Below are 8497 nucleotides of genomic sequence, written 5' to 3' on the forward strand. Positions count from 1 at the left end.
TTTTGGTAAATGGAGTTAAACATATATCTCTTGATTTTTTAACCACACCGTCAAGCAATGTCCGGGCCGGTGGGGGAATTCGCGACCAATTGTTCAATTCGTTTTATATTTTATTTATAACGATGTTAATTGCCCTTCCATTAGGTATAGGCGGGGGAATTTATATGGCAGAATATGCTAAGCCAGGAAAAATTACAGACATTATCCGTTCTTGTATAGAAGTTTTAGCATCACTACCATCTATAGTTATTGGAATGTTTGGATTATTAATGTTCGTTAATTTAACAGGATGGGGCTATACCATCTTAGGTGGAGCCTTAGCATTAACCGTTTTTAACCTGCCAGTAATCGTACGTGTAAGTGAAGATGCCATTCGTGCAGTACCAAGAGATTTGAAAGAAGCTAGTCTTGCCCTGGGGATTACCAAATGGCATACGATAAAAACCGTTTTATTACCTAGTGCTTTTCCATCAATTTTAACAGGGGCGATTTTAGCAGCAGGGCGTGTATTTGGTGAAGCCGCTGCACTCTTATTTACTGCCGGACTTTCAACACCTAGACTGGATTATGCCAACTGGAATCCATTTTCCCCACAATCACCGTTGAATATCTTTCGACCAGCAGAAACGCTTGCTGTACACATTTGGTCAGTCAACACACAAGGGTTAATTCCGGATGTTGAAGAGGTTTCTAATGGATCAGCTGCTGTTTTAGTATTATCGGTATTAATATTTAACCTATTAGCCAGATGGATTGGAAGTATGATTCATAAGAAGGTAACAGCATCGAAATAAGGAGTGGGGAGAAGGATGGTTTCAGCAACTATGGATAAAAATACCGAAAATCAAGCTGTTCGTTCAAACAGGCAATTGCAAAATGATCTTATTTTAAGGGTAAATAATTTAGAAATATTCTATGGAGAAAAACGAGCAGTAAATGGGATTTCTATGGATATTGAAAAAAATTCCGTCACGGCTCTTATTGGCCCTTCAGGCTGTGGAAAGTCTACTTTCTTAAGAAGTATTAATCGAATGAATGACCTGATTCCTGGAGCAAGGGCTGAAGGGGAAATCATTTATGAAGATATCAATATACTTTCGGAACAAATTAATGTGGTGGCTTTACGTAAGGAAATTGGCATGGTTTTTCAAAAGCCGAACCCATTTCCGAAATCAATATATGAAAATATTACACACGCCCTTAAGTTTTCAGGAATAAAAAAGAAAAGCATGCTGGATGAAATTGTAGAAGAGAGTCTGAAAAAAGCAGCCTTATGGGACGAAGTTAAGGACAGGCTTCATAAATCCGCCCTCTCTCTTTCTGGCGGGCAGCAGCAGCGTCTTTGCATTGCCAGGACGATTGCAATGAAACCTACGGTCATGCTTTTGGATGAGCCATCTTCCGCATTGGACCCGATATCAAATGCTAAAGTTGAGGATTTAATTGTCGATTTAAAGAAAGAGTATTCCATTATCATTGTCACCCATAATATGCAGCAGGCATCACGTATTTCTGACAAAACAGCCTTCTTTTTGAGCGGTGATATCATTGAATATGATCATACAGAAAAAATCTTTACCAATCCATCTGTCAAAAAGACAGAGGAATATATCTCTGGAAGGTTTGGATAAGGGGGAAGAATTGTGGCAGTATCGACACTAACCAGACAAGTTTTTGATATAAAAGATCTGAATTTATGGTATGGCGAGCATCATGCGTTAAAGAACATCAACTTTGAAATTAACAAAAAAGAGGTTACTGCTATTATCGGACCCTCGGGCTGTGGTAAATCTACATTTATTAAAACACTAAATTTGATGATTAATATGGTTCCGAATGTAAAAATGACGGGCGAAATTAATATTAATGGAAAAAATATATTAGACGATAAAATGGATCTCGTCGAACTGCGCAAACATGTTGGAATGGTTTTCCAGAAAGGAAATCCCTTTCCACAATCTATCTATGATAATGTTGCTTATGGTCCAAGAGTTCATGGAATCACTAAAAAGAAACATCTTGATGAAATCGTCATTAAATCACTAATGGATGTGGCTTTATGGGAGGAAGTAAAAGATCGTTTAAATGCTCCTGCTCTAGGACTATCAGGAGGACAACAGCAAAGGTTGTGTATAGCAAGAGCACTGGCAACGAAGCCTGAGGTGTTGTTAATGGATGAGCCCACTTCGGCTCTAGACCCTATTTCTACGTTGAAAATTGAGGAAATGATCTTAGAGTTAAAAGAAAAATATACGATCGTAATTGTTACCCATAATATGCAGCAAGCATCAAGGGTTTCAGATAAGACTGCTTTCTTTTTAATGGGTGAATTAATTGAACTTGATTCAACTTCAACCATTTTTTCTAATCCAAAAGATTCACGTACAGAAGGATATATTACAGGAAGATTCGGATGATGAGGTGACGAATATGAGTACAAGGACAAATTTTGATAATAATTTAAAAGAATTAAAAAATATGCTGTTGAAAATGGCCGAAAAATCGGAGAATGCAATCAAAGAAGCGATGATTTCCCTTATTAATCAGGACATGGAAAAGGCGAACCAGGTTATTGATGGGGATAATGAAATCGATGATCTAGAATATGAAATTAATGATAAGGCACTATTATTAATTGCAAGAGAATCACCTGTAGCTACAGATCTAAGGAACATAAGTGTTGCATTAAAGGTCTCATCAGAAGTTGAACGTTTTGCTGATATAGCAGTAAATATAGCCAAATCGGCCCTTCATATTGGCAATGAAAAGCACTTTAAAGAACTAATTGATATACCAAAAATGATGGAAATGGCCTTGGAAATGGTTTCTGATTCGATTAAAGCGTATATTTTGGAGGATATTAATTTGGCCAAAAAATGCGCAGAAAAAGATGATGAAGTGGACAAATTGTTTGGAAGTTTAATCCAAGAACTTTTGAGCCATATCCCACAAAATCCAAACGCGACCAACCAAATTATTCAATTAGCATTTGTATGCAGATATATTGAAAGAATAGCTGACCATTCAACCAATATTTCAGAGAATGTCATTTATCTTGTTACAGGAAACCGTATAAATTTAAATGAATAAAAGTATAGATTTTATTAAAGATAAGGATGATTAATCCTTATCTTTTTTATATTACTGCGATACCCTTCCCATTTCATTTCCAAAGTATTGCAATAAACGACAATTTGCGTTTATTGTGCGCGGTCCAATCTGGTGATACGATTAAATTATCATTTATTAAGAATAGTTTGGCATTTTGTACATATAATGATTGTTTGCAGAAATGGAGGACGAAATGGTTAATGAGATGAATAATTTAAAAGGAGATGGAAGTAATAGAACGAACCATCCATCTACAGAGTATATACCACTTAAGGGTGAATTGGTCGCTAAACTAGTTACCCCCCGCAAAATTCTTCTCTTCTGGGAAGTTTCTCAAATTCCCCAAAAAATTATCGAACGCTATTTTAATTTAAGTTTTGATCGTCTGATCCCAGTTGTTCGAATGTATGATGTAACGGATTTGGTGTTTAACGGAAAAAATGCTCATCATTTTTTTGAAATTGTGGTTCCTTATCGAAATGGGCATTGGTTTATAAAAGGATTAGTTGCAAATCGCAGCTATGTTGCAGAATTAGGATTCAATATTTCGGATAGAGAATTTTTTCCACTCTTTCGTTCCAACAGTATTCACACACCGATGATAAAAATACCGGATGGAAATGAAATACATTATGATTTAATTCAACTAAAGCAACATGAAGAGCATACGCCCAAGTGGATTGATCATGTAAGTACGTATTCCTATTATGAAGTGGCAAAAACCGTGGAGGATATCAATGGATAATTCATTCTTCCAACAAAATGACTTAGGTTTACATACCTCCCCCTCCAATAAGCAGTCATTAAAGATATTGATGCTTTGCTGGGAATTTCCTCCTAATATTGTAGGTGGCCTTTCAAGGCATGTAGCTGGATTATCCGTTCATTTGGCAGAATCAGGTCATGAAGTCCATGTTTTAACAGCAGGAAATGGGAACCTTTTATCAGATGAATGGATCAAAGGTGTGAATGTTCACCGCGTTAAACCAATAAATGAATACGATGATAATTTTCTTTCATGGATAGGCGGACTTAATTTAGCCATGGCTTTTAGAGCGGAGAAATTATCAGAGGACATCCATTTTGATATCATCCATGCGCATGATTGGCTAGTAGGATCTGCGGCGATTGTCTTAAAAGAATCAATGGAACTGCCACTATTATCAACCATTCATGCAACAGAGTACGGGAGGAATAATGGCATTCATAATGAAAAGCAACGATTTATCCATAATCAAGAACAGGAATTAATTCGCGAGTCTGACCAAATTATCATTTGCAGTGAGTATATGAAAAATGTCCTCAGCACCGTTTTTGATACGAAAAATGAAAAAATGGCTATTATACCTAATGGAATTGAGCCTTTAAAGCCGGAACTTAAAACAGCGGACATCTTTCCAGAACTAAAGGATAAGAAATATATTTTTTCATTAGGAAGAATCGTTAAAGAAAAAGGATTTGAAACAATAATCGAGGCAGCCGCCATTGCAAAAAAAAGAAAATTAGATTGCTTTTTTGTAGTAGCGGGTAAAGGACCTATGCTTGAAACGTATCGACGACAAATTCTCGAATTGAAATTGGAAAGTCAGATGATGTTTATAGGATATGTTAATGATAAGGAAAGAAATGCCCTCATCGCCGAAAGCGAGTTAACAGTCATACCAAGTCTATATGAACCTTTCGGAATCGTTGCACTGGAAACAATGATATTAGGAAAACCAACAATCGTTTCCAATACAGGTGGAATGAAAGGAATCGTTAAGCATTTACATACAGGATTGTTGATGACCCCTGGAAATGCCAATAGCATGCTTGAACAAATCGACTTTTTAATAGAACATCCGCTTAAGGCTGAAGAAATTGGAAACAGAGGAAGACAAATTGTAACCAGCTTATATGGGTGGAAACGAATTGCCTCACAAACAGGCATGGTAATGCAAGATACATTATTAAACAAACGTGTTAAGCCTAGTGAAGCAAATGAAACACTAAATAATAAATAAAAAGGTGTATTTCGATGAACTTAATAGAACAACTACAAAAAACGAAACCAAAACCTAGACAACTTCAACAGGAAACACTTCAGTTTATTCCTGGTTTATGGGTAAACGGAAAGTACGTTTGGCTCCAAGATTGTAATGAAAAGGTCATTAATGAGGAAGAAATCATTATTAAAGTGAAACAGGAGCAACCCCATTCCAAAATTTGCTTTTCAAGCGTTTATATCCATAATCACAGTAAGGAAACAAAAGAGGTTAAATTCTTGGCGATGCATTACTATTCAAATGTTATTCAAGACAACCTTGCTTTTATCTCGCCTATTGATAATAGAATCTTTCACCTTGCAAATAAGAACATTTACTTGGTTAATGGAGATTACAATGGAGAAGGAACGAAGGAATATACGGCTATGCCGCAATGGAATGTTTTTACAGATCGAATTTGGAGCTCACTTCAAAAGGGGAGGCTAAATTACCACCCAATGGCCAAGAGTCCTGCAGCTAGTGTTTTTACAATCAAAATGACGCTAGGTTCACATGATATTGGGAAAATGAACACATGGACGATCACAGGCTCAGACAAAAATGAATTACTCTCTATGGAGCAAGCCCTTCTAAAGCAAACAGAAAGAAAGTAATTATTATCTAAAAAAAACATACTAGCATTTCCTTTTAAAAAATGATATTATGGAAAAGTCGTATGAATGAAATTGCTTAATTGTTTGGAGGGAAATAAACATGCGTGTGAATATTACATTGGCTTGCACTGAGTGTGGAGATCGTAACTATATTTCAACAAAAAATAAACGTAATAATCCAGATCGTCTTGAGCTTAAGAAATATTGCCCAAGAGAAAAACGTTCAACAGCACATCGTGAAACAAAATAAGCAGTAGGGCTTCCTGCTGCTTTTTTTGTTGTCTAAAAGTAAGGAGGTTACCTATAATGATTAATAAAGTGTTAATTCGTAAAGAAATGAAAGAGACATTGTCCAAGCTAACAAAATCTTTATATGAAAATTATTCCGATAAGATCGCGAATAGACTTTACGAAGATCAAGATTGGAAGCAAGCACAGGTTATTGGAATAACCATATCAAAAAATCCAGAAGTTGATACATATCAAATTATTCGTAAAGCATGGGAATTAGGAAAACAAGTGGTTGTTCCAAAGTGTGACCCAAAGGAAAAAAAACTGTCCTTTAGAACAATCACTGATTTTTCACAACTGGAGACCGTCTTTTATGGTCTTTTCGAGCCAATAGAGACATTAACATCGTCAATTAGTTCAGATCAGATTGACCTTTTGATTGTTCCAGGTTTAGCTTATACTCGAGAAGGCTATCGTTTAGGTTTTGGCGGAGGTTATTATGACCGTTATTTATTGAATTACCAAGGTAAAACACTGTCACTTGCCTTTAGTGAACAATTGGTTCCACAATTTCCTGTTGAAAATCATGATATTCCAGTCTCAAAAATTATTACAAACGATGAGGTTATCAAGATAAGATGATAGAAACTTTTTTAATAATCATTTTTATCCTTTTAACAGCTGCAGCAGGTTATTATGTTAACTCATTAACTAGGTCAGGTGCTTTTTCTGCCATTATAGTTGGACTGGCCGTTTATTTAGGATTCGGTGTAAACGGACTCTACCTGCTTGGTGCATTTTTTGCCTCTTCAAGTGTATGGTCAAAATATAAAAGTAGTGCAAAAAACATAATAGAAGAAAAGTTGGCAAAAGGAGCTACGAGGGATTGGCGTCAAGTTGCTGCAAATGGCGGGGCAGCGGGGCTTTTTAGTGTCATTCACTATTTTGATCCTAATATGATTTGGTTAATTGGGTTTTTAGTTTGTCTTTCTAGTGCAAATTCTGATACATGGGCTTCGGAAATTGGCAGTTTAAGTAAACAAGCCCCATTATACATACGGACGTTTAAGCGAGTTGAGAAGGGAACATCTGGAGCAATTAGTTTTTTAGGAAGTGCTGCGTCACTTGCAGGTTCATTGCTTATAGCAATAATCGGGTGTTGGCTTTTTCATTTAGATTTATTTGTAACTTCTCTTGTATTTTTATTTGGTTATCTAGGGAATGTCATTGATACATTGGTTGGGGCTTTTTACCAGCAGGTATATGTTTGCAGGGAATGTGGTATTGAAACTGAAAAGAGAAGGCATTGTCATTTGACCACAACTAGAATAAAAGGGTTGAACTTTGTAGATAATGATATGGTGAATTTCCTTTCAGGTTTTGTTGCTGCGTTAATGGCAATCATTGTATTCCTTATTTGAATTAATAATTCAGCCAATCAAAATGGACTTTTAGCATTTTGGAAATCTTAAAATACTATCATTTGGAGGAATGGCCATGTTAAGTCGCCGCGTGAATAGGGTTGCCCTTATTGGAACTGGGTTTGTTGGCTCAAGTTATGCTTTTGCTCTATTAAATCAAGGAATTACAGAAGAACTTGTATTAATTGATTTAAATAAGGAAAAGGCAGAAGGTGATGCAATGGATTTAAATCATGGACTGCCATTTTCTCCATCTCGAACAAAGATTTGGTTTGGAAGTTATCAGGATTGCGGTGAAGCTGACCTGATTGTGATCACAGCAGGTGCAAATCAAAAGCCTGGTGAAACTAGATTGGACTTGGTGGAAAAAAACACAAGAATTTTTAAAGGAATAGTCGAAGAAATCATGGCAAGTGGATTTGATGGAATATTCCTGGTGGCCACCAATCCAGTTGATATTTTAACATATGCGGTCTGGAAATTCTCAGGATTACCAAAAGAGCGAGTAATCGGTTCAGGGACGATTTTAGATACAGCTCGTTTTCGCTTTTTGTTGGGTGATTATTTTGATGTGGACACCCGAAATGTTCATGCCTATATCATTGGAGAGCATGGTGATACAGAACTTCCTGTCTGGAGTAATGCTGATATTGCAGGTACATCCATTAATGAATGGTCTAAAAACAAGCCTGGCTTTAAACAAACGGACCTTGATCAACTCTTTTTAAATGTTAGGGATGCTGCCTATCATATCATTGAACGTAAAGGTGCAACCTATTATGGGATTGCTATGGGACTTGTCAGATTGACTAAAGCAATTCTCCGTGATGAAAATTCAGTCCTAACCGTTTCAACTTATCTTGACGGTGAATATGGGCAGCATGAAATTTTTATTGGCGTTCCTGCTGTCGTTAATCGTGAAGGAGTCAGACAAGTTGTTCAACTGAATTTAAATGAAGAAGAGCAAGAAAAATTTTGTAATTCCGTGAATGTACTAAAGAAAACAATGGAACCGGTTTTTAAGAAATATTAATAAGGCTCTTTTCGTAAACTTTGTTGCTTAAGGGGCTTAATAAAGGTCATTTACTAAGTTTCT

Annotated in this window: 11 protein-coding genes; all 11 read left to right on the forward strand. The window is 36.3% G+C overall.

Going from position 1 to position 8497, the window contains the following annotated elements; all coding sequences use genetic code 11:
• Positions 1–794, forward strand: a 794-nt coding sequence (gene pstA, locus V7137_RS02470) for a phosphate ABC transporter permease PstA (protein ID WP_335696592.1), incomplete at its 5' end; no start/stop codon positions are given.
• Positions 795–824: 30 nt separating this feature from the next.
• Positions 825–1631 carry a phosphate ABC transporter ATP-binding protein PstB gene (gene pstB, locus V7137_RS02475; protein WP_335696610.1) on the forward strand — a complete coding sequence of 269 codons (807 nt, stop codon included), beginning with the start codon at positions 825–827 and terminating at the stop codon, positions 1629–1631.
• Positions 1632–1640: 9 nt separating this feature from the next.
• A complete protein-coding gene (gene pstB / locus V7137_RS02480) occupies positions 1641–2417 on the forward strand; it encodes a phosphate ABC transporter ATP-binding protein PstB (protein ID WP_335696611.1) in 777 nt (258 codons plus the stop codon).
• Positions 2418–2430: 13 nt separating this feature from the next.
• On the forward strand, positions 2431–3090 hold the full coding sequence (gene phoU, locus V7137_RS02485) for a phosphate signaling complex protein PhoU (RefSeq protein ID WP_335696593.1): 660 nt from the start codon (positions 2431–2433) through the stop codon (positions 3088–3090).
• A gap of 214 nt (positions 3091–3304) precedes the next feature.
• The gene (locus V7137_RS02490; RefSeq protein WP_335696594.1) at positions 3305–3856 is read left to right on the forward strand and encodes a DUF4912 domain-containing protein; all 552 of its coding nucleotides are present in this window, start codon (positions 3305–3307) and stop codon (positions 3854–3856) included.
• Positions 3849–5114: a glycosyltransferase family 4 protein gene (locus V7137_RS02495; protein WP_335696595.1), complete on the forward strand. Its 1266-nt coding sequence runs from the start codon at positions 3849–3851 to the stop codon at positions 5112–5114. The genes V7137_RS02490 and V7137_RS02495 overlap by 8 nt, the downstream gene beginning before the upstream one ends.
• 14 nt (positions 5115–5128) lie before the next feature.
• On the forward strand, positions 5129–5749 hold the full coding sequence (locus V7137_RS02500; protein ID WP_335696596.1) for a hypothetical protein: 621 nt from the start codon (positions 5129–5131) through the stop codon (positions 5747–5749).
• A 100-nt stretch (positions 5750–5849) separates the two neighbouring features.
• Complete coding sequence (rpmG, locus tag V7137_RS02505; RefSeq protein ID WP_066064234.1) at positions 5850–5999, forward strand: 50S ribosomal protein L33; 150 nt, start codon at positions 5850–5852, stop codon at positions 5997–5999.
• A gap of 56 nt (positions 6000–6055) precedes the next feature.
• Positions 6056–6622 (forward strand): 5-formyltetrahydrofolate cyclo-ligase, encoded by a 567-nt coding sequence (locus V7137_RS02510; RefSeq protein ID WP_335696597.1) that lies wholly within the window; start codon positions 6056–6058, stop codon positions 6620–6622.
• Complete coding sequence (locus V7137_RS02515) at positions 6619–7401, forward strand: DUF92 domain-containing protein (protein WP_335696598.1); 783 nt, start codon at positions 6619–6621, stop codon at positions 7399–7401. The genes V7137_RS02510 and V7137_RS02515 overlap by 4 nt, the downstream gene beginning before the upstream one ends.
• A gap of 76 nt (positions 7402–7477) precedes the next feature.
• Entirely contained in the window at positions 7478–8434 is a 957-nt protein-coding gene (locus V7137_RS02520; protein ID WP_335696599.1) for an L-lactate dehydrogenase, read from the forward strand.
• The last annotated feature ends 63 nt before the right edge of the window (positions 8435–8497 follow it).

Source organism: Neobacillus drentensis, assembly GCF_036962765.1.
Taxonomy (GTDB): domain Bacteria; phylum Bacillota; class Bacilli; order Bacillales; family Cytobacillaceae; genus Neobacillus; species Neobacillus drentensis_C.